Annotated in this window: 24 protein-coding genes; 2 read left to right on the forward strand and 22 right to left on the reverse strand. The window is 58.7% G+C overall.

Features of this window, described 5'->3' with window-relative positions; genetic code table 11:
• Nucleotides 1-17: 17 nt before the first annotated feature.
• Both ERD84_RS04620 and petA read right to left on the reverse strand, forming a co-directional pair.
• Entirely contained in the window at nt 18-1,406 is a 1,389-nt protein-coding gene (locus tag ERD84_RS04620) for a cytochrome b (RefSeq protein ID WP_130038428.1), read from the reverse strand.
• A gap of 72 nt (nt 1,407-1,478) precedes the next feature.
• Complete coding sequence (gene petA, locus ERD84_RS04625) at nt 1,479-2,123, reverse strand: ubiquinol-cytochrome c reductase iron-sulfur subunit (RefSeq protein WP_130038429.1); 645 nt, start codon at nt 2,121-2,123, stop codon at nt 1,479-1,481.
• A gap of 123 nt (nt 2,124-2,246) precedes the next feature.
• On the opposite strand from petA, the gene mscL reads away from it, so the two are divergent.
• A complete protein-coding gene (gene mscL / locus ERD84_RS04630) occupies nt 2,247-2,708 on the forward strand; it encodes a large conductance mechanosensitive channel protein MscL (RefSeq protein WP_130038430.1) in 462 nt (153 codons plus the stop codon).
• A gap of 91 nt (nt 2,709-2,799) precedes the next feature.
• Here the strand turns inward: mscL and ERD84_RS04635 are convergent, their stop codons facing one another.
• Nucleotides 2,800-3,576 carry a Nif3-like dinuclear metal center hexameric protein gene (locus ERD84_RS04635; protein WP_130038431.1) on the reverse strand — a complete coding sequence of 259 codons (777 nt, stop codon included), beginning with the start codon at nt 3,574-3,576 and terminating at the stop codon, nt 2,800-2,802.
• 25 nt (nt 3,577-3,601) lie between these two features.
• On the opposite strand from ERD84_RS04635, the gene ERD84_RS04640 reads away from it, so the two are divergent.
• Nucleotides 3,602-4,750, forward strand: a complete 1,149-nt coding sequence (locus tag ERD84_RS04640) for a S1C family serine protease (protein WP_130038432.1) — start codon at nt 3,602-3,604, stop codon at nt 4,748-4,750.
• A 28-nt stretch (nt 4,751-4,778) separates the two neighbouring features.
• On the opposite strand, the gene tatC is transcribed toward ERD84_RS04640, so the two are convergent.
• The 19 genes from tatC to mlaD all read right to left on the reverse strand — a co-directional run bounded on the left by tatC (nt 4,779) and on the right by mlaD (nt 17,785).
• Nucleotides 4,779-5,597: a twin-arginine translocase subunit TatC gene (gene tatC, locus ERD84_RS04645; RefSeq protein ID WP_130038433.1), complete on the reverse strand. Its 819-nt coding sequence runs from the start codon at nt 5,595-5,597 to the stop codon at nt 4,779-4,781.
• A complete protein-coding gene (tatB, locus tag ERD84_RS04650) occupies nt 5,594-6,100 on the reverse strand; it encodes a Sec-independent protein translocase protein TatB (RefSeq protein ID WP_130038434.1) in 507 nt (168 codons plus the stop codon). The genes tatC and tatB overlap by 4 nt, the downstream gene beginning before the upstream one ends.
• Nucleotides 6,101-6,150: 50 nt before the next feature.
• On the reverse strand, nt 6,151-6,384 hold the full coding sequence (tatA, locus tag ERD84_RS04655; RefSeq protein ID WP_130038435.1) for a Sec-independent protein translocase subunit TatA: 234 nt from the start codon (nt 6,382-6,384) through the stop codon (nt 6,151-6,153).
• Between the two features lie 8 nt (nt 6,385-6,392).
• On the reverse strand, nt 6,393-6,761 hold the full coding sequence (locus ERD84_RS04660; protein ID WP_130038436.1) for a histidine triad nucleotide-binding protein: 369 nt from the start codon (nt 6,759-6,761) through the stop codon (nt 6,393-6,395).
• Nucleotides 6,762-6,783: 22 nt separating this feature from the next.
• Nucleotides 6,784-7,131, reverse strand: coding sequence for a phosphoribosyl-ATP diphosphatase (locus tag ERD84_RS04665; protein WP_130038437.1), 348 nt, complete (start codon nt 7,129-7,131; stop codon nt 6,784-6,786).
• Entirely contained in the window at nt 7,128-7,532 is a 405-nt protein-coding gene (hisI, locus tag ERD84_RS04670) for a phosphoribosyl-AMP cyclohydrolase (protein WP_130038438.1), read from the reverse strand. The genes ERD84_RS04665 and hisI overlap by 4 nt, the downstream gene beginning before the upstream one ends.
• Nucleotides 7,529-8,341, reverse strand: a complete 813-nt coding sequence (gene hisF / locus ERD84_RS04675; RefSeq protein ID WP_130038439.1) for an imidazole glycerol phosphate synthase subunit HisF — start codon at nt 8,339-8,341, stop codon at nt 7,529-7,531. Before hisF ends, hisI begins: the two co-directional genes overlap by 4 nt.
• Complete coding sequence (gene hisA / locus ERD84_RS04680) at nt 8,338-9,081, reverse strand: 1-(5-phosphoribosyl)-5-[(5-phosphoribosylamino)methylideneamino]imidazole-4-carboxamide isomerase (protein ID WP_130038440.1); 744 nt, start codon at nt 9,079-9,081, stop codon at nt 8,338-8,340. The genes hisF and hisA overlap by 4 nt, the downstream gene beginning before the upstream one ends.
• Before the next feature lie 3 nt (nt 9,082-9,084).
• Complete coding sequence (gene hisH / locus ERD84_RS04685) at nt 9,085-9,738, reverse strand: imidazole glycerol phosphate synthase subunit HisH (RefSeq protein WP_130038441.1); 654 nt, start codon at nt 9,736-9,738, stop codon at nt 9,085-9,087.
• 32 nt (nt 9,739-9,770) lie between these two features.
• Nucleotides 9,771-10,358, reverse strand: a complete 588-nt coding sequence (gene hisB, locus ERD84_RS04690; RefSeq protein ID WP_130038442.1) for an imidazoleglycerol-phosphate dehydratase HisB — start codon at nt 10,356-10,358, stop codon at nt 9,771-9,773.
• Nucleotides 10,359-10,360: 2 nt separating this feature from the next.
• Nucleotides 10,361-11,677 carry a histidinol dehydrogenase gene (gene hisD / locus ERD84_RS04695; protein ID WP_130038443.1) on the reverse strand — a complete coding sequence of 439 codons (1,317 nt, stop codon included), beginning with the start codon at nt 11,675-11,677 and terminating at the stop codon, nt 10,361-10,363.
• Nucleotides 11,678-11,773: 96 nt separating this feature from the next.
• Nucleotides 11,774-12,451: an ATP phosphoribosyltransferase gene (gene hisG / locus ERD84_RS04700; protein WP_130038444.1), complete on the reverse strand. Its 678-nt coding sequence runs from the start codon at nt 12,449-12,451 to the stop codon at nt 11,774-11,776.
• A complete protein-coding gene (gene murA, locus ERD84_RS04705; protein WP_130038445.1) occupies nt 12,448-13,710 on the reverse strand; it encodes a UDP-N-acetylglucosamine 1-carboxyvinyltransferase in 1,263 nt (420 codons plus the stop codon). The genes hisG and murA overlap by 4 nt, the downstream gene beginning before the upstream one ends.
• On the reverse strand, nt 13,703-13,951 hold the full coding sequence (locus tag ERD84_RS04710; RefSeq protein WP_167667249.1) for a BolA family protein: 249 nt from the start codon (nt 13,949-13,951) through the stop codon (nt 13,703-13,705). Before ERD84_RS04710 ends, murA begins: the two co-directional genes overlap by 8 nt.
• A 5-nt stretch (nt 13,952-13,956) precedes the next feature.
• On the reverse strand, nt 13,957-14,751 hold the full coding sequence (locus ERD84_RS04715) for an ABC transporter permease (RefSeq protein WP_130038447.1): 795 nt from the start codon (nt 14,749-14,751) through the stop codon (nt 13,957-13,959).
• Entirely contained in the window at nt 14,748-15,542 is a 795-nt protein-coding gene (locus ERD84_RS04720; RefSeq protein WP_130038448.1) for an ABC transporter ATP-binding protein, read from the reverse strand. Before ERD84_RS04720 ends, ERD84_RS04715 begins: the two co-directional genes overlap by 4 nt.
• Nucleotides 15,543-15,644: 102 nt before the next feature.
• Nucleotides 15,645-16,253 carry an MlaC/ttg2D family ABC transporter substrate-binding protein gene (locus ERD84_RS04725; protein ID WP_167667325.1) on the reverse strand — a complete coding sequence of 203 codons (609 nt, stop codon included), beginning with the start codon at nt 16,251-16,253 and terminating at the stop codon, nt 15,645-15,647.
• A 107-nt stretch (nt 16,254-16,360) separates the two neighbouring features.
• Nucleotides 16,361-17,215: an MlaA family lipoprotein gene (locus tag ERD84_RS04730; RefSeq protein ID WP_130038450.1), complete on the reverse strand. Its 855-nt coding sequence runs from the start codon at nt 17,213-17,215 to the stop codon at nt 16,361-16,363.
• A gap of 66 nt (nt 17,216-17,281) precedes the next feature.
• Entirely contained in the window at nt 17,282-17,785 is a 504-nt protein-coding gene (gene mlaD / locus ERD84_RS04735; RefSeq protein WP_130038451.1) for an outer membrane lipid asymmetry maintenance protein MlaD, read from the reverse strand.
• Nucleotides 17,786-17,806 lie beyond the last annotated feature (21 nt).

Below are 17,806 nucleotides of genomic sequence, written 5' to 3' on the forward strand. Positions count from 1 at the left end.
GTAACGTATTGGTGGCCTTAATGAGCGTGAAACGTGACGCGGTCGGGAACTTGTTTGAAAGTACCCAGACGACTCCACACGGGCATCAGCAAGAAGAAGCCCAGGTAGATCAGCGTGCCGATTTGGCTCATGAGGTTGAAGGTGGGATTAGGTGCTTGCGTACCCAGATAACCCAACACCAGGAAGTTGACGATGAAGATGGCGTACAGATACTTGTGCCAGGTAGGACGGTAGCGTATGGACTTGACCGGCGAGTGGTCGAGCCACGGCAGGAAGAACAGGATGACGACCGCGCCACCCATGGCAACCACGCCCCAGAACTTGGCGTCGATGGTGCGCAGCGTGACGGCCACCAGAATCAGTACGACCGGTACGGCGATGCGCCAGATGCCTTTCAGATTGCCTTTGATGAACAAGGCAATGGCGGCCAGGAGGCTGGCGCCTGCCAGAACCCAGGTGAAGTCGGCGGTAATGGCACGCAGCATGGAATAGAACGGCGTGAAATACCAGACCGGCGCAATGTGCGGAGGTGTCTTCAGCGGATCGGCGGGGATGAAGTTGTTGAACTCGAGAAAGTACCCACCCATTTCAGGCGCGAAGAAAATAATCGCGGCAAAGACGATGAGGAAGCCGGCCACGCCTACCAGGTCGTGCACCGAGTAGTAGGGGTGGAACGGAATACCGTCGATGGGGCGACCGTAGCGGTCTTTGGGACCTTGCTTGATTTCGACGCCATCGGGGTTGTTGGAGCCCACTTCATGCAGGGCAATGATGTGTGCAACGACCAGGCCGATAAGAACCAGTGGGATGGCGATGACGTGAAAGGCAAAGAAGCGGTTCAGCGTGGCATCGGAGACGACGTAGTCGCCGCGGATCCAGATGGCGAGCTCAGGGCCGATGAAAGGAATGGCCGAGAACAGGTTCACAATAACCTGCGCACCCCAGTAAGACATTTGACCCCAGGGCAGCAAATAACCCATGAAGGCTTCGCCCATCAGGCACAGGAAGATGGCGACGCCGAAGATCCAGACCAGCTCACGAGGCTTACGATACGAGCCGTAGAACAGGCCGCGCAGCATGTGCAGGTAGACCACCACGAAGAACATGGAGGCACCGGTGGAGTGCATGTAGCGGATGAGCCAGCCCCATGGCACTTCGCGCATGATGTATTCGACGGAGTCGAATGCCAGCTTGCCATCGGGCTTGTAGTTCATGACCAGGAAAATACCGGTCACGATCTGAATGACCAGCACCAGCAGGGCCAGCGAGCCAAAGAAGTACCAAAAATTGAAATTTTTGGGCGCATAGTATTCGGACATATGCTCTTTGAACATGGTAGACAGCGGGAAGCGCCGGTCTATCCATCCCAAAAGTCCTGTCGTATCGACGGTTTTCTCGCCAGCCATGAAACGGCTCCTTTTCTATCTTACGAGCGTATTACGGGTTCAGTTTACGGGCATATGCTGCCCGCCTTGGCATTAAGCCTTGTTGTTTTCGTCTACACCGATGGTGATGTGCGAGCCATCGGCAGAGAAAATATACGGAGGCACTTCGAGGTTGTCGGGCGCGGGTTTGTTGCTGTAGACGCGGCCGGCCAGGTCGAAGTAGGAACCGTGGCAAGGGCAAAAGAAACCGCCGGCCCAGTCGGACGGCAGGCCAGGTTGCGGGCCGGGTTCAAACGCAGGCGAGGGAGAGCAGCCCAGGTGGGTGCAGATGCCAACGCAGACGAAGAGCTCGGGCTCGCGTGAACGATACTCGTTTTTGGCGAATTCGGGCGTGAAGCCGGGGCGATCGGACTGAGGATCGGCCAGTTCATTTTCGTGGGTTTTGAGACCGGCCAGCTGGGCATCGGTACGATGCATGATCCAGACGGGTTTGCCGCGCCACTCAACCGTAATCATGTTGCCGGGAGCGATATTAGAGACATCGACTTCGACAGGGGCGCCAGCCGCACGCGCTTTTTCTGACGGCGCGAAGGAACTGACGAAGGGAACCGCCGTGGCGACGCCCGCGGCGCCGCCGACGGCACAGGCTGAAGCTACCCAGAAACGGCGAGATGGATCTGGCGGCAGGTTGGGATCAACCGCGCCGGAATCATCAGGCGATGTCGTAATCTGACTCATTCTAGTATCCTTATTCATGCCCGCTAAGGGCATACCAATCACTGATTTTTGCTATGTACTATATTTTCAACCGCGTATTATAGCGTTAGCCCGCTGACGGGTGTAACGACAAAGGAACATGACATGAGCAAAGCACGGGGTTTTTTACAAGAATTCCAAGAGTTCGCCGTTAAAGGCAACATGGTTGACCTGGCCGTTGGCGTCATTATTGGCGCGGCTTTCGGCAAGATTATCGACTCCTTGGTCAAAGATATCATCATGCCGATCATCTCGTTTATTTTGGGGGGCGATATCGATTTCACCAGCAAGTTCGTGTTGCTGCGCGCACCCGAAGGATACACGGGGCCTCAAACCTACGAGGCCTTGAACGAGGCTGGTGCCGTACTGTTGTCGTGGGGTAATTTCGTTACCATCCTGATCAACTTCGTCTTGTTGGCCTTCGTAGTCTTTTGCCTGGTCAAGGCAGTGAACAACGCGCGTAATCGCGTGGCGCGTCAAGAAGAAGTCGAAGCAGCCGCTGCGCCGGCGCCTACGCCCGACGATGTAGCGCTGCTGCGCGAAATCCGCGATCTGCTGAAAAAATAAAGCACAGCCCGAGCTGTTGCGCAGGCGCTTGCAGGCCTGCGCGCAGCCGCCCGTTCATATACGGGTAAAGCCATCCAGACTCGGTCTGCATTTAGATCGGGTTATCGATGTCTACAAATTCCACTTTAATGCCGAACTCGGTGGCGATGGCCTGCCCCAATGCCTGGACACCATAGCGTTCGGTGGCATGATGGCCCGCGCCGATGAACGCCGTGCCGGTTTCTTGAGCAAGGTGGTAGGTGGGCTCTGAAGCCTCGCCGGTCAGGTAGGCATCGACACCGGCGTCCACGGCGGCCTGCATCATGCCTTGGGCGCCACCGGTGCACCAGGCGATGCGGCGAATTTTCTGTTGTAGATTCCCCACAAGTAGAGGTGTCCTTTGCAAATGATTGCAAATATGATCGCCCAGCGTTTCCAGCGTTTGACCGTCGCGGCAGCGCCCCAGCCAGATGAGGTTGTCGGGGCCGCAACACACAGGCTTGCCATCAGCATCGAGCTCGGGCTCGAAGCCGAGTACCCGGCCCAACTGAGCGTTGTTGCCTAGCGTGGGGTGGGCGTCCAGCGGCAGGTGGTAGGCAAATACATTGAGCTGGTGGCCCAGAGCCAGTGCCAGGCGCGCGCGCTTGGTTCCGCGCACGACCGGGTTTTCATTTTTCCAGAACCAGCCGTGGTGGACCAGGATGGCGTCCGCATTCTTTTGCACGGCGGTTTCGAGCAGCGCCTGCGTGGCAGTTACGCCGGTGATAATGTGGCTGATGCTGGATTTGCCTTCCACTTGCAGCCCATTAGGGCAATAATCCTTGAAGCGCTGTGCCTGCAAGGTTGTTTCCAGCCAGTCGGCCAGTTGTTGTGTGGAAACCTGATTCATTGAACATCCTTATCTGAAAAGCTCTATGCGTCGATTGTGGTTGTTGTTTGCCCAAACCGTCACGATATGCCTGGGTATTTTATTCATCGTGGCGAGCTTGCGTCCCGACTGGCTGGCCGAATCGCCCAAGGTGCCAGCCCAGGGCCCTGCTGCTGCGGCGCCGGCTGCATCTGTGCCGCAAGTCTCGTCCTACCACGCGGCGGTGGCGCATGCTACCGCATCGGTGGTCAATATCTATACCAGCAAGCATATCAATGTACCGCTGATTCCGGCACCTGCCGATCCCGAGCTTGAACGCTTGTTCCGCGAGATTCCGGGCTTCAGTCGCCGCAAAGAGTCGACTAACCTGGGTTCGGGCGTGATCGTGCGCAATGACGGCTATATTCTGACCAACTTCCATGTGGTCGAGGCCGCCGATGCCATTCGGGTCGCGCTGAGCGACGGACGCGAGGCCAAGGCTGAGCTTGTGGGTGCAGACCCAGAAAGCGATCTGGCAGTCCTGAAGATCGATCTGCCTAATCTCCGGGTCATCGACTTCAACGATGAGCATCCGGTGCATATAGGCGATGTGGTGCTGGCCATAGGCAATCCTTTTGGCGTGGGGCAAACCACCACTATGGGCATCGTATCGGCATTGGGACGCAATCGCCTGGGCATCAACATCTACGAGAATTTTATCCAGACCGATGCTGCCATCAATCCGGGTAATTCGGGTGGTGCGCTGATCGATACGGCTGGGCGCCTGGTCGGCATCAATACTGCCATTTATTCCGAAACCGGCGGGTCGTTGGGCATAGGCTTTGCCATACCGGCCCAGGCTGCGCAAATCATTATGGACCAGATCATCCAGAACGGCGCGGTAACGCGCGGCTGGCTGGGCGTGGAGCCTCAGGACATCACGCCCGATCTGGCCCAGGCGTTCAAGCTCAAGCGGGAAGACGGCGTGATTGTTGCAGGCGTCTTGCGCAACGGGCCTGCGGCTCAGGCCGGCATTAAGGTGGGCGACATCATCGTCAAAATGAACGATGCGGCGGTGCTGGACTCCATAGGCTTTCTGAACCAGATTGCGCCTGTGGCACCTGGCCAGCACATCACGCTGACGCTATTGCGTGATGGGCGGCAGCGTGATGTAGAAGTGGAGATAGGCACCAGGCCGCATGTACGGCGGCCGTGATCTGCCAGCGATGCTCAGCCAATAGTGCTTAATCGTTCCGTGTGGTGATTTCATCGGCGCTGTCGTCGTCCTCGTCAGACTCATCGTCTTCGCTTGGTTCTGGCGCCTCTTTTTGTTTTTTCTTCAGGGCGCTGGCCAGCATCAGCCCGACCTCATACAGCAGGCATAAAGGCACGGCCAGCATGAACTGGCTGACCACATCGGGCGGAGTGACGACGGCGGCAATGATGAAGGCGCCTACGATCACATAGCCACGTGCCGCGCGCAGCTGCTTGACGGTAACCATGCCGCTCATGACCAGCAGGATGACCGCCACAGGCACTTCGAAGGTGACTCCGAAGGCGATGAACATGGTCAGTACAAAGCTGACGTAGGCTTCGATATCGGGAGCCGGGGTGATGGATTCGGGCGCAAAGCCGGCAATAAAGTGAAAGACCGTGCGGAACACGAAAAAATAGCAAAACGCCATGCCCAGCAGAAAGAGGAAAGTGCTGGAGGCGATAAGCGGCAAGGCCAGCCGCTGCTCGTGCTTATACAGGCCGGGTGCCACAAAGGCCCAGGCCTGATACAGCACGACGGGCAAGGCCAATACAAAGGCGGCCAGCATGGTGACCTTGATAGGCACCATGAAGGGGGTGATCACACCGGTGGCGATCATGCGTGTGCCTTCAGGCAGCGAAGCCAGCATGGGCTGGGCCAGCACGTCGTAAATGGCCGATGGCCCCGGGTAGATGAACAGCACCACAAAGACAGCCAGCACGGCGACAACGGCACGCAACAGACGGGTGCGCAGTTCAACCAGGTGGGAAATGAAAGTGTCTTGCGACGGGGAAGCTTCCTGTGTCACGTTGGCGTCCCTGTTTTTATTTTGTTGGTGTCGTCAAAGCCGGGTAAGGGCAGTGTATTGGTGTCGGGCGTTGATGGCTCGGGCGCATCGGCGGCGGCATCAGAGGACGGTTCGGCCAGTTCCTGGTGTACGAACTCTTTGCCAGGGCTGTTCTGGGCGTTTTTGATGTCGGCCTTGGTATCGTCTACCAGGCTTTCAACCGATGCCGAAGCATCCTTGAGCGCCTTCTGGGCCTCGTCCAGGGGTGCCTTAAGCGTATCGGAGGCATCCTGCATGGATGACTTGACCGACTTGGCGGCCTCTTCCATCTGGCCTTTCAGATTGCTGAGTTCGTCCAGGTCCATTTCGCGCTGGATATCTGTTTTGACGTCGGTGACATAGCGCTGCGCGCGGCCGACCAGGTGCCCAATGGTGCGTGCCACTTTGGGCAGGCGCTCGGGCCCGATGACGATCAGCGCAATCACGCCGACCAGCATAAGTTCACTAAAGCTGACGTCAAACATGAGTAACCGGTTCGCTTAAAGAAAGAAAAGACAGGACAAGGCGTTTGGAATCAGACGTCGGTTTTTTCCTTGGCCTGCACGTCGATGGTGTCTTCGCTTTGCGTACGTTGCTGCGTAACGGCTTCGGGTGTTTTTTCGTCGGTGTTGGCGTCTTTCATGCCTTTCTTGAAGCCTTTGACGGCGCCGCCCAGGTCTTCGCCCATATTGCGAATTTTCTTGGTGCCGAACACCAGAGCAACAATGACCAGAACAATCAGCCAGTGCCAGATACTGAAACTACCCATGATTTCTCCTACGCAGCGGGTGCTGCACGTTTGTCCCAGGGGCGTGGGCCCCCAATAATATGCAAATGCAGGTGGTCAATTTCTTGCCCGCCTTCAATGCCTGTGTTTATAACGAGCCTGAAGCCGCCTTCGTGGCCTGGTGTGCAGCCGTTTTCGTGTGCCAGTTGCGGTGCCAGGGCCATCATTCTACCTAACCATTGCGCATCGTCGGGCTGTATGGCCTGCATGGAAACAATGTGACGTTTCGGTACAAGCAGCAAGTGTACGGGAGCTGCAGGATTTATGTCGTGAAAAGCGAAAAAATCATCGTCTTCGTAGACTTTTTTTGAGGGAATGTGGCCCTGTGCAATTTTGCAGAACAGGCAGTTGTCACTCATGACCTTGTCTTTCCGTTGTCGATTAATCGGTTTGTGGACGGCTGGCTTTTTCGGCCAAGCCCGAGACGCCTTCACGGCGCGCCAGTTCGGCCAGCACCTGCTCGGGCCGCAACCCATAATAAGCCAGTGCGACCAGGCTGTGAAACCATAGATCGGCGGTCTCGGCCACGATGCGATCGGGCGTGTTGTCTTTGGCCGCCATGACCAGCTCAGTGGCTTCTTCGCCTATTTTCTTGAGGAAGGCGTCGGGGCCCTTGGCCAGCAGCTTGGCTGTATAGGAACTGGCAGGATCGCCCCCCTTGGCCGGCAGGCGTGATTCGAGCGTGTCGGCCAAGCGGGCCAGAATGGCCGAGGTGTCTGCCGGATTCATTTGTAGATATCCTTAGGGTCTTTCAGGACCGGATCGACAGTGGTCCAGGTGGCGCGGCCCGCCGTGCCGTCCAGGCGCCGGAAAAAGCAGCTGGTACGGCCTGTGTGGCAGGCAATACCGCCTTCTTGCTGTACTTTAAGCAATATGACATCGCCATCGCAGTCGAGGCGGATTTCGTGCACGATTTGCACATGACCCGATTCTTCGCCCTTGCGCCAGAGCCGCTTGCGCGAACGCGACCAATACACGGCGCGGCCGGTGGCCACCGTTTCGTCCAGCGCTTCGGCGTTCATCCAGGCCACCATCAGTATGGTGCCTGTCTTGACGTCTTGCGCGATGGCCGGAATGAGGCCTTGTTCGTCGAAAGTAATGGCGTCCAGCCAGGAGGAATTTTGTGTCATGTGGTTAATCGTACCTTAATACCTTGTGCCGCCATGAACTCCTTGGCCTGCTGCACAGTGTATTCGCCATAGTGGAAGATACTGGCGGCCAGCACGGCGCTGGCCCGCCCGGTGGTGACGCCGTCTGCCAGGTGCTGCAGGTTGCCCACGCCGCCCGAAGCAATGACAGGCACTGGTACTGCGTCGGAGACTGCCCGCGTCAGTTCGAGGTCGAAACCGGACTTGGTGCCATCGCGATCCATGCTGGTCAGCAACAGTTCGCCTGCACCGTATTCTGCCATTTTGCGGGCCCATTCGATAGCATCGATGCCGGTGGCCTTGCGTCCGCCATGGGTGAAGATCTCCCAGCGCGGGGCTTCACCAGTTTGCGAGACGCGTCGCGCATCGATCGCTACCACGATGCATTGCGAGCCGTGATAGTCGGCGGCCGCGCGCACGAGTTCGGGGTTGGCCACTGCAGCGCTGTTGATGGATACCTTGTCGGCTCCGGCATTCAGCAAGCGCTGGATGTCGGCCACCTGGCGCACGCCGCCGCCCACCGTCAGGGGAATGAAGACCTCGCTGGCCACCGATTCGATGATGGGCAGAATCAGGTCGCGCTCGTCGCTGGTGGCGGTAATGTCGAGAAAGGTGAGTTCGTCAGCACCCTGCTCGTTGTACTTGCGCGCGATTTCGACGGGATCACCAGCGTCGACCAGGTCGACGAAATTCACGCCCTTGACGACGCGTCCGGCCGTGACATCGAGGCAAGGAATGATGCGTCGGGTCAGTTCGGTATCGATGCCGGTGCTGGAGGCTGTCTGGGTCATGATGGATTCAGTTCGTCGGCCAGATCTTGTGCCGCGGCAAAGTCTAGTGTGCCTTCGTAGATGCTGCGGCCAAGTATGGCGCCTTCAATGCCTTCATCTTCGACCGCGCATAGCGCTTCGATGTCTTTCAGGTCGGTGACGCCGCCCGAGGCAATGATAGGAATGTTCACGTGCTGAGCCAGCTTGACCGTAGCGTCGATGTTGACGCCCGACAGCATGCCATCGCGGCCAATATCGGTATAAATAATGGCTTCGCAACCGTAGTCTTCGAACTTGGCAGCCAGGTCGAACACGTCGTGGCGGGTGAGTTTGCTCCAGCCGTCGGTGGCTACCTTGCCGTCGCGGGCATCCAGGCCCACGATGATATTGCCGGGGAAGGCGCTGCAGGCATCGCGCAAAAAGCCGGGATCTTTGACGGCCGCTGTGCCGATAATTACATAAGAAATGCCGGCATCAAGATAGCGCTCTATGGTGTCCAGGTCGCGTATGCCGCCGCCGATTTGCACCGGGATGTCGTCGGCCACGGCCTTGATGATGGACTTGATGGCCGATTCGTTTTTGGGCTTGCCGGCTACGGCACCGTTCAGGTCAACCAAATGCAGTCGGCGGGCGCCTTGGTCTAGCCATTGGGTGGCCATGGCACCGGGGTCTTCGGAAAAAATCGTTGCGTCGTCCAGGTCGCCCTGGCGTAGACGTACGCAGCGCCCGTCTTTGAGATCGATGGCGGGTATAAGAAGCATGATTTATGGATTCCAATCAACAAAGTTCCGATACAGACGCAAACCGGAGTCGGCGCTTTTCTCGGGATGGAACTGTACTGCGAAAATGTTAGCCTTTGCCACCGCGCAGGTAAAGCGCGAGCCGTAATGGCTTACCCCAACAGTCAGGTCTGTATTGCTGGGCACGGCGTAATAACTATGCACAAAATAAAAATGGCTGCGGTCGGGTATGCCTTGCCACAAGACGTGGTCCTGCACTTGCTCGACCGGGCTCCAGCCCATGTGCGGCACTTTCAGTAATTCAGGGCCATGAGCTGGCGTCGGCGTTGTGGCAAACTGCGGCCCCGCAAAGCGTACGACCTTGCCCGGGAAAATATCCAGGCAGTCCACATCGCCTTCTTCGCTGGCACTGAACAGCATTTGTTCGCCCACGCACACGCCCAGCAAGGGTTTATTGCGTGCGGCACGCAGCACGGCGTCGCGCAGACCTGAAGTGTTCAGCGTGCGCATGCAGTCGGGCATGGCGCCCTGGCCAGGAAAGACCACACGCGAGGCTTGGTCTATGCCTTGCGCCGTGTTGCATATTTTTATGTCCGCATCGGGCGCGGCCGCCTGCAAGGCGCGGGCAACCGAATGGAAGTTGCCCATGCCGTAATCAACAATTGCAATAGTATTCACGGTATTCAGCCGTTAAAGGGAAGCAGGCAGGTTTACAGGACACCCTTGGTGGACGGAACCACGCCGGCATTACGCGGATCGTGTTCGACGGCCATGCGCAGGGCGCGTCCAAAGGCCTTGAACACGGTCTCGCACTGGTGATGGGAGTTCTCGCCGCGCAGGTTGTCGATGTGCAGGGTGACCAGGGCGTGGTTGACGAAGCCCTGGAAAAACTCACGCGCCAGGTCGACGTCGAAGTGGCCTATGTGCGAACGCGTGAAGGGAATATGATAGTACAGGCCGGGACGGCCCGAAAAATCGACGACCACGCGTGACAGGGCTTCGTCGAGCGGCACATAAGAGTGACCGTAGCGGCGCAGGCCGGCCTTGTTGCCGACTGCTGCGGCGAAGGCTTGTCCCAGGGTGATGCCTACGTCTTCGACCGTGTGGTGGTCGTCGATGTGGGTGTCACCATCGCAATGGATGTCGAGGTCGATCAGGCCGTGGCGCGCGATCTGATCGAGCATGTGGTCCAGAAAGGGCACCCCGGTGTTAATGGTTTGCTGGCCGGTGCCATCGAGGTTGATGGAAACGCGCACGCGCGTCTCGTTGGTGTTACGGGTGATATCGGCAGTACGCATGGTCAGGATTCAGTAGAAGTAGTATTCAGGCGGTATTCGGCGCTGGCGGCATGGGCCTGCAGCCCTTCGCCATATGCCAGCGTGGCCGCCACGCGCCCCAGGACCTGTGCGCCTTCTTGCGAGACCTGGATCAGACTGGAGCGTTTCTGGAAATCATACACGCCCAGCGGTGAAGAAAAGCGGGCGGTACGCGAAGTGGGTAAAACGTGGTTGGGACCGGCGCAGTAGTCGCCCAGCGATTCAGAGCTGTAGCGGCCCAGGAAAATGGCGCCGGCGTGGCGGATCAGATCGGCCCACTGTTGAGGCTGATCAGCTGAAATTTCCAGGTGTTCGGGCGCGATGTCGTTGGCGATGGCGCATGCCTCTTCCATGCTTTGTACATGGATGAGTGCGCCGCGATTGCCAAGGCTGCTGCGTATGATGTCGGCGCGCGGCATGGTGGGCAGCAGGCGTTCGATGGCGGCTTCGACCTTATCCAGATATTCGAGGCTGGGGCAGAGCAAGATGGCCTGGGCCAGTTCGTCGTGCTCGGCCTGCGAGAACAAGTCCATGGCGATCCAGTCGGCCGGGGTGCTGCCGTCGGCAATGATCAGGATTTCGCTGGGGCCGGCAATCATGTCTATGCCCACAGTGCCGTACACGCGGCGCTTGGCGGCGGCCACGTAGGCATTGCCCGGCCCGACGATTTTGTCGACCGGAGCGATGGTGTCAGTGCCATAGGCCAGGGCTGCCACGGCTTGTGCGCCGCCTATGCCCCAGACCCGGTCTACGCCACCCAGGGCGGCCGCTGCCAGCACAATCGGGTTGTGTACGCCGTCGGGCGTAGGCGTCACCATGATGACTTCGGGTACGCCGGCCACCTTGGCGGGTATGGCATTCATGAGCACCGACGAGGGATAGGCAGCCTTGCCCCCCGGCACATACAGGCCCACGCGATCCAGCGGCGTGATTTTCTGGCCCAGCACAGTGCCGTCCTCTTCGGTATAGGTCCAGGTTTCGGCGCGCTGGTGCTCGTGATAGCGGCGTACCCGTTCGGCCGCCGCTTCGAGTGCGCTGCGCTGTTCGGTGGGCAGCGAAACAAGCGCTGCCTGCCAGGCGCTGCGCGGGATTTCGAGCTCGGCCAGCGTGGCTGCCGATACGCGGTCAAAGCGTTGGGTATAGTCGAGCACCGCCTGGTCGCCGTGCGCCTGCACGTTTTTCAGGATGTCGGCCGTGGCATGCTCTATGGATTCGTCTTGCGAGGCGTCGAAGGCCAATAATGAGCGCAAGGTCTGCTTGAACTGCTCCGACCGGGTGCTAAGGCGTTTTATGGAAGACATGATTCAAAAGGCAAAGCAATATTTCAGTTCAGCCAGTGTATACCGTAACGGGGCGCGGGTTTTGGCCGGTAGCACCCCGTGGCCTGCCAGAACCGTTTACTCGTCCTGGGACGATGCCCGCGCAAAGGCGTCTATCAGGGGTTGCAGGGCGCTGGCGCGTGTTTTCAAGGATGCCTGGTTGACGATCAGCCGTGATGAAATCTCGGCAATGTCTTCCACGGCGACCAGCTTGTTGGCCTTGAGCGTGCTTCCTGTTGAAACCAGGTCGACAATGGCATCGGCCAGGCCCACCAGGGGGGCGAGCTCCATGGAGCCATACAGTTTAATGATGTCCACGTACACGCCTTTGCGGGCAAAGTGTTCGCGTGCAGCCCGTACATACTTGGTGGCAATGCGCAGCCGCGAGCCCTGGCGCACGGCGGCTTCGTAGTCGAAGCCAACGGGCACTGCCACGCACAGGCGGCAGCGTGCGATGTTCAGGTCTATGGGCTGATACAGCCCGCCCGGATGCTCGGCAGCATGTTCCACCAGCACGTCCTTGCCGGCAATGCCGAAGTCGGCGGCACCATACTGCACATAGGTCGGTACGTCGGTGGCGCGCACGATGATCAATTGCAGATTCGGGCTGCTGGTAGGCAAAATCAGCTTGCGCGAGGTCTCGGGGTTTTCGGGCACCTGTATGCCGGCCGCGGCCAGCAAAGGCATGGTTTCGTCGAAAATCCGCCCTTTGGACAGGGCAAGCGTCAGGGGACGTTCAAGGCTGGCAGGGCTCATGCGGCTTCCTGTAATCGTGTGATCTGGGCGCCGATAGAGCGCAGTTTTTCTTCCATGCGTTCATAGCCACGATCCAGATGATAAATACGCTCGACGGTGGTTTCGCCAAACGCGGCCAGACCGGCAATGACCAGGCTGGCCGAGGCGCGCAGGTCGGTGGCCATGACGGTGGCGCCCGACAGCTGCGGCACGCCTGTCACCACGGCGGTGTGCCCGTCGATGTCGATTTGCGCGCCCATGCGGCCGAGCTCCTGGACGTGCATGTAGCGGTTTTCGAAGATGTTTTCGACAATGACCGCAGTGCCATCGGCAATGGTATTGAGCGCCATGAGCTGGGCCTGCATGTCGGTGGGAAAGCCCGGGTACTCGCGCGTGCGGAAACCGGTGGCACGCGGCCGTTTGCTCATGCTGCCGCGTATCCAGTCATCGCCGCACTCGATGGTCAGGCCTGCCTCTTCGAGTTTGCTGATGACGGCGCCCATAGTGTGTGGCGCAGCCTGGCGCAGCATGATTTCGCCGCCGGTGGCGCCCACGGCGCATAAAAAGGTGCCAGCCTCGATGCGGTCGGCCACCACCTGATGGCTGGCGCCGTGCAGACGCTCGACGCCGTCGATAATGATCTGGTCGGTGCCGTGGCCCTGGATGCGGGCGCCCATTTTGTTCAGCAGCTCGGCCAAGTCGACGATTTCGGGTTCGCGCGCAGCATTTTCAAGAGTGGTGCGACCCTCGGCGAGTACGGCAGCCATCATCAGGTTCTCGGTGCCGGTAACGGTGACCATGTCGGTGCGTATGGCTGTACCTTTCAGACGCGTGGCCTTGGCCACCACGAAACCGTGCTCGATCTTGATGTCGGCACCCATGGCTTCCAGGCCCTTGATGTGCTGGTCGACGGGCCGCTGGCCTATGGCGCAACCACCCGGCAGGCTGACGCGGGCTTCGCCGAAACGGGTCAACAGCGGGCCCAGCACCAGGATCGAGGCGCGCATGGTCTTGACCAGCTCGTAAGGTGCCTCGAGGCTGGTGACCTGCGATGCGTCGAGGTGCACGATGCCGTCTTTGCTGTGGTCTGACTGCACGCCCAGCTGCTTGAGCAGCCTGAGTGTGGTACCGATATCGTTCAGGGCAGGCACATTGTGCAGGGTGACCGTGTCGGCGGTGAGCAGACTGGCGCACAAGATCGGCAGGGCGGCATTCTTGGCGCCTGAAATAGTGACTTCGCCGTTAAGACGGGTGCCACCGGTGATATGCAGCTTATCCATTAGGGTTTGCCTTGTATTCGGCTGGGGTCAGGGTGCGCATGGACAGGGCGTGAATCTCGGCCTTCATGCGTTCGCCCAGCGCCGAATACACCAGTTGATGGCGGGCAATGAGCCGCTTGCCTTCAAAGGCCGGGCTGACGATCAGGGCTTCGAAATGCGCGCCGTCACCTAGGACTTGAAGCGTTTCGCATTCGAGGTTATCGGCAATATATTGGCGTACTTGTTCAGGAGTGGGCATCATGGCGATCAGTTCCGAAGTTTATAGCCACTGGCCAGCAGGCGCAGGGCAAAAAGACACAGCACGGCAAACACGCCGGCAACAACCGCCAGGCTTTGCCATGGCGAGACGTCTGACACGGCAAAAAAGCCGTAGCGGAAGCCGTCTATGGTGTAGAAGACGGGATTCCAGCGCGATACGGCCTGCCAGAACGGCGGCAGGCTATGTATGGAATAAAACACGCCCGACAGGAAAGTGGCAGGCAGGATCAGAAAGTTTTGAAAAGCCGCCAGCTGGTCGAATTTTTCGGACCACAGCCCTGCGATCATGCCCAGCGTACCCATGATGCCGCAAGACAGCACGGCAAAGGCCAGTATCCACAAAATGTTGTGGACGGGCAGATGCACGAAGAACAGGGCTACCAGCCACACACAGGAACCCACGGCCAGGCCACGGGCAATCGATGCCAGCAAATAGGCGCTGAAGATCTCGCGGTGTGACAGCGGCGGCAGCAGAATAAAGACCAGGTTTCCGGTAATGCGGCTTTGAATCAGCGACGACGATGGATTGGCAAAGGAATTTTGCAGCATGCTCATCATCATCAGGCCGGGGATCAGGAAGGACGTGTAGGGCACCGTGCCATACACCTGCACCCGGCCTTCGAGCACATGCGCGAAAATCAGCAAATACAGCAGCGCGGTCAGGACCGGTGCGGCAATGGTCTGGAAAGCCACCTTCCAGAAGCGCGACAGTTCTTTACGCAGCAGGGTGGGAAAGCCCGAGCCCATGTCGTCGCGTGGTTTGATGATGGGTGAGCCGCTCATGCCGTGACCCCCAGATATTCTTCTTCCTGGTGCATGATGCGCACGAAAGCCTCTTCGAGGTGGGTGCCGCCCACGCGGGCCAGCAGCGCCTGGGTGGTGTCCAGGGCAATCATGCGGCCACTCTTGAGCATGGCGATGCGCCCGCACAGCGCCTCGGCCTCTTCAAGATAGTGGGTGGTGAGCAAAATCGTGTGGCCTTCTTTGTTCAGGCGTGCAATGAACTCCCACAAGGTGCGGCGCAGGTCGACGTCGACCCCGGCAGTGGGTTCGTCGAGAATAATGACAGGCGGGCGGTGAACCAGGGCCTGGGCCACCAGCACACGGCGCTTCATGCCGCCGGATAGCGCACGCATATTGGTTTGCGCCTTGTCAGCCAGCCCCAGATTGCTCAGGATTTCGTCTATCCAGTCATCGTTGTTGCGCAAGCCGAAATAACCCGACTGTATACGCAGGGTTTCGCGCACGGTAAAGAATGGGTCGTAGACGATTTCCTGGGGGACGACGCCCAATGAGCGGCGCGACTGGCGAAAATCATTGACCACATCGTAGCCACAGACGCGAGCCGTACCGGCCGACGCCTGGGCCAGGCCCGCCAGGATGGAAATCAGTGTGGTTTTGCCTGCGCCGTTGGGACCGAGCAGGCCGAAGAACTCGCCATGCTCGACCCTGAAGCTGACGTCATCCAGCGCCTGGAACCCTTTCGGTGCAGGCGCGCCCGTTAGCCTCTCTTTCCAGCTTCGGCTACGGGGGGCATATACTTTTGAAATATGTTCTAGAACAATGGCAGACATGGCAAACAAAAAAAGCTTGGCCCATCATCAGGCCAAGCTTTGTATTATAGTCGGTGCGCCCAAGCTTGAGCTACGAATGGAATTGCAAGGCGCAGACCCGAATTATTTGCCGCTGCGGTTCAGGGCAGCTATCAGCCCGTCAATGCCATTTTGCGAGATTTGCTGCGCAAACTGGTTGCGGTAATTCTGGATCAGCCAGATGTTCTCTACGTTCAAATCATAGATTTTCCAGCCTTGCGGGGTTTTTTCGAGGCGGTAGTCTACGTTGACCGCGGGTCCGTTGCTTTGTGTGAGCGCTGAGCGGACCACGACATCGTCGGCCGAGGCGTCACCCCTGAAGGGCATCATCTTGATGGTGGACTGCTGATCAACATTAGACAGTGCGCCGCTATAGGTACGTATGAGCGTGCCCTTGAAGGCCTGGACCAGGTCTTGCTTTTGCTGGGGCGTGGCCTGACGCCAGTGGCGGCCAGCGGCCAGACGCGTGGTTTTCTCGAAGTTGACGTAAGGCAGCACGAATTCGTCTATGACCTGGTTGATGCTGCTCAGGTCGCCAGATTGCACCGACTTGTTCTTTTTGACCTCTTCAAGAGCATTGTCGGCAACGGCCTGGACGAAGTCATTGGGTGCCGCCTGAGGGTCGACCTTGTTTTGAGCCATGGCCGGCACCGACAAAACCAGTGCGCTGATGGCCAGCAGGGCTGCAGCCATCAGGCGCTGCCAGTTGAGTGTGTCTGGACGAATGAAAGATAAATTCAGCATAGTTGGACTCCTGTTCGGCATCGGCAGCGCACACGGCGCTGGCCTGGATGTCGTCATTACTGTGTCGTGCCTGCGGCCGGCGTGCTGGCCGCATCGTTGGTGTCTTCGGGATCGGTATAGTCTGGCAGACTGTCGTCAGAGTAATCGGGCAGAGCGTCTTCGGAATAGTCGGGCGCGCTCTGTCCGTGGCGGCGGGTCTTGACCATGGCTTCGCGCTGCTGCAAGTAAGCGTCGCGGATAAAGCTGTAGCGGTCGAGCGCGATATCGTTGACCAGTTCATCGGCATCGAGCAGGCCCGCACGGGTATCGACAATATACAAGCCGACGAGTGAGTTGCGCACCGGAACGTTTTCGATGTGGAAGACGGGCGTAATGGGCGATACGCCGGCCGCCAGAGTGCCGACGAAGGCAGTGCCGTCGCGTACGGTGCTGGAACCCAGGAAAGGCAGCACCACATAGGGGCCTGAATCAAAGCCCCACACGCCCAGCGTAGTGCCGAAGTCGTTACGGATGCGTTGCGAACCGTTCATGGAGGCGACGTCGATACAGCCGCCCAGGCCCATGGTGGAGTTGAACAGCACGCGGCCCAGCGTATTGAAGAAATCGTGGCCGCGGCCTTGCAGAAAGCTGTTGATGGCCGACCAGGCATCGCCCAGGTTGTTGAAAATATTGTGCACGCAATTTTGCGCCGGATCGGGCATGAGCGTGTCGTAACCTGTGGCAATAGGCTTCAGGAAGGCACGATCGACCGTATCGTTGAAGGCGTACATGCTGCGGTTATAGCTTTCCCAGGGGTCGTTCGGACTAGGATTGGGTACGCTGGCACAGCCCGCAGCCAGTGCCGTGGCGCCCAGCAGGCCGCCTAGCCGTAGAAACCGGTGTCCGGATGAAGATGCGGAGAAAGTAGTCATAGTCAGTAAAGGGGTAGACAGCAGTCGTAGGATTGTAAGCTTGTCGCGGCTATTTGGCTTCCGGGGCTAGTTGGCCCCAGGTGGTGTCAGGGTAGGCTCTGCTGGCTGACCGCCTTCTTTTTCGGCCGAGCTGTACAAAAACTTGCTGATCAGCTCTTCGAGCACTACGGCGCTTTGCGTATATTGAATCTGCCCATCCTGGGCCAGGTTTTTCTCTTCACCGCCTGGCGTCAGGCCTATGTATTGCTCGCCCAGCAAGCCGGAAGTCAGGATAGAGGCCGACGAATCGGTGGGGAAAGTGTACTTTTCTTCGAGATCAAGCGTCACAACAGCCTGAAAGCGCTGGTTGTCGAAGCCTATGGACGATACCCTGCCCACAACGACGCCGCTGCTCTTGACCGGCGCCCGTACCTTGAGCCCGCCCAAATTATCGAAATGAGCCTGTATTTGGTAGGTAGGCGCAAAGGAAAATGAGCTCATGTTGCCGGCGCGCAGCGCCAGGAACAGCAGGGCCACCGCACCCAGCAGTACAAACAGGCCTACCCAGAAATCGGTTTTTTCACGTGTCATATCAATGATCCGTATGTGTTG

Origin of the sequence: Pollutimonas harenae, assembly GCF_004153685.1 — a bacterium.
Taxonomy (GTDB): Bacteria; Pseudomonadota; Gammaproteobacteria; order Burkholderiales; family Burkholderiaceae_B; genus Pusillimonas_C; species Pusillimonas_C harenae.

Coding starts and splice junctions, on each gene's coding strand:
- tatB (WP_130038434.1), bottom strand. CDS start 6,100: ATGTTTGACGTCAGCTTTAGTGAACTTATGCTGGTCGGCGTGATTGCG.
- hisD (WP_130038443.1), bottom strand. CDS start 11,677: ATGTCTTCCATAAAACGCCTTAGCACCCGGTCGGAGCAGTTCAAGCAG.
- hisI (WP_130038438.1), bottom strand. CDS start 7,532: ATGACACAAAATTCCTCCTGGCTGGACGCCATTACTTTCGACGAACAA.
- hisF (WP_130038439.1), bottom strand. CDS start 8,341: ATGACCCAGACAGCCTCCAGCACCGGCATCGATACCGAACTGACCCGA.
- ERD84_RS04640 (WP_130038432.1), top strand. CDS start 3,602: ATGCGTCGATTGTGGTTGTTGTTTGCCCAAACCGTCACGATATGCCTG.
- ERD84_RS04660 (WP_130038436.1), bottom strand. CDS start 6,761: ATGAGTGACAACTGCCTGTTCTGCAAAATTGCACAGGGCCACATTCCC.
- hisB (WP_130038442.1), bottom strand. CDS start 10,358: ATGCGTACTGCCGATATCACCCGTAACACCAACGAGACGCGCGTGCGC.
- hisA (WP_130038440.1), bottom strand. CDS start 9,081: ATGCTTCTTATACCCGCCATCGATCTCAAAGACGGGCGCTGCGTACGT.
- tatA (WP_130038435.1), bottom strand. CDS start 6,384: ATGGGTAGTTTCAGTATCTGGCACTGGCTGATTGTTCTGGTCATTGTT.
- ERD84_RS04715 (WP_130038447.1), bottom strand. CDS start 14,751: ATGAGCGGCTCACCCATCATCAAACCACGCGACGACATGGGCTCGGGC.
- hisG (WP_130038444.1), bottom strand. CDS start 12,451: ATGAGCCCTGCCAGCCTTGAACGTCCCCTGACGCTTGCCCTGTCCAAA.
- ERD84_RS04720 (WP_130038448.1), bottom strand. CDS start 15,542: ATGTCTGCCATTGTTCTAGAACATATTTCAAAAGTATATGCCCCCCGT.
- ERD84_RS04620 (WP_130038428.1), bottom strand. CDS start 1,406: ATGGCTGGCGAGAAAACCGTCGATACGACAGGACTTTTGGGATGGATA.
- ERD84_RS04635 (WP_130038431.1), bottom strand. CDS start 3,576: ATGAATCAGGTTTCCACACAACAACTGGCCGACTGGCTGGAAACAACC.
- mlaD (WP_130038451.1), bottom strand. CDS start 17,785: ATGACACGTGAAAAAACCGATTTCTGGGTAGGCCTGTTTGTACTGCTG.
- ERD84_RS04730 (WP_130038450.1), bottom strand. CDS start 17,215: ATGACTACTTTCTCCGCATCTTCATCCGGACACCGGTTTCTACGGCTA.
- murA (WP_130038445.1), bottom strand. CDS start 13,710: ATGGATAAGCTGCATATCACCGGTGGCACCCGTCTTAACGGCGAAGTC.
- petA (WP_130038429.1), bottom strand. CDS start 2,123: ATGAGTCAGATTACGACATCGCCTGATGATTCCGGCGCGGTTGATCCC.
- mscL (WP_130038430.1), top strand. CDS start 2,247: ATGAGCAAAGCACGGGGTTTTTTACAAGAATTCCAAGAGTTCGCCGTT.
- ERD84_RS04725 (WP_167667325.1), bottom strand. CDS start 16,253: ATGGCTGCAGCCCTGCTGGCCATCAGCGCACTGGTTTTGTCGGTGCCG.
- ERD84_RS04665 (WP_130038437.1), bottom strand. CDS start 7,131: ATGAATCCGGCAGACACCTCGGCCATTCTGGCCCGCTTGGCCGACACG.
- ERD84_RS04710 (WP_167667249.1), bottom strand. CDS start 13,951: ATGATGCCCACTCCTGAACAAGTACGCCAATATATTGCCGATAACCTC.